A 1,199-nucleotide genomic window follows, 5' to 3' on the forward strand; every position below is an offset into this window, starting at 1 on the left:
TTGACCTGCGGCGGAATTTTGTAGCCAGTCAAGCAGTGAGTCTCGCGTCGATATTATCGGAATCCAGCCAGGCTCGACGGACCTTGGCGGGAGGTTGATAGCGATGTGCGCTATGGGGCCGGCGCTCGTTGTAGAACTGTCGCCAGCGTTCGATGAGCACCTTAGCCTCGGCGCGGCTGCGGAACCATTCCCGGTTCAGCAATTCGTCACGCAGCTTGCCGTTGAAGCTCTCGACGAACCCGTTTTGCCACGGACTGCCCGGTGCGATGAAGGCAGGACCGATGGCAGCAGCTCGCAGCCAGCGCATGACCTTGGCTGCGGTAAATTCGGCGCCGTTGTCAGACCGAATGAACGCGGGCTTGCCGTACAGCCGCATCAGCCGCGACAGCGTCAGGATGACGTCCTGCGACCGCAGGCTGGCGCCGACCTCGATCGCCAGACACTCGCGGGTGTATTCATCGATCACGCAAAGCATCTTCAACGCCCGCCCGTCTACCAGTTGATCGTGCACGAAGTCGTAGCTCCATACCGAGTTGGGTTGTGTCGCACCGGGTAGGCGAATGTCGTTACCACAACGACGGCGGCGAGGACGCCGCCGTGGAATGTTGAGCTGCAAGGCTCGCCACATTCGCCGCACGCGCGATTCGCCCAGCGCCAGCCAAGCCGACATCCGCCGGTAGCCGAAGCGCGGCACTTCCTGCGCGGCCGCCATCAGCCGCTCGCCCAGGCTCCGATCCTTCTCCGGTTGCTTGAGCGTATAGGTGGCCACCCGGCGACTCAGCCCCAGATAACAACATGCCTTGCGTTGCGAGAGACCCCGCCGAGTCAGGACTTCCAGCGCTTCGCGCCGGCCCGTTGGGGTGCTCATTTTTTTCGGCTGAATTCCTTCAGGCCGTCGATGACCAGCAATTGCTCGGCAATCAGGCGCTTGAGCCGCTCGTTCTCCGATTCCAGATCCTTGAGCCGACGGGCGTCGGCCACATCCATGCCGCCGAACTTGTTGCGCCAACGATAGAACGTCTGTTCCGAGATGTTGTGACGCTTGCACAGGTCCTTCACCGGCTCGTCCCGGCTCTCGACCTCGCGCAAGATCCGGATGATCTGCTCGTCGGTAAATCGCTTCTTCATCGAGTTCTCCTTGCCTCTAGGATAAAAGAGAACTCACTTGCCAGATGGCTACAAGAAACGTCTCAGGTCAG

At 61.0% G+C, this 1,199-nt stretch carries 1 protein-coding gene; it reads right to left on the minus strand.

Annotated elements, in window-relative coordinates; translation table 11 throughout:
• Positions 1-28: 28 nt before the first annotated feature.
• A protein-coding gene (locus tag DID98_RS35420; RefSeq protein ID WP_124572241.1) for an IS3 family transposase occupies positions 29-1,128 on the minus strand; the annotation gives its coding sequence in 2 pieces (ribosomal slippage) (positions 29-876 and positions 876-1,128; 1,101 coding nt in all).
• Positions 1,129-1,199 lie beyond the last annotated feature (71 nt).

The sequence above is a fragment of the Burkholderia sp. Bp8984 genome (genome assembly GCF_003853755.1).
GTDB lineage: Bacteria > Pseudomonadota > Gammaproteobacteria > Burkholderiales > Burkholderiaceae > Burkholderia.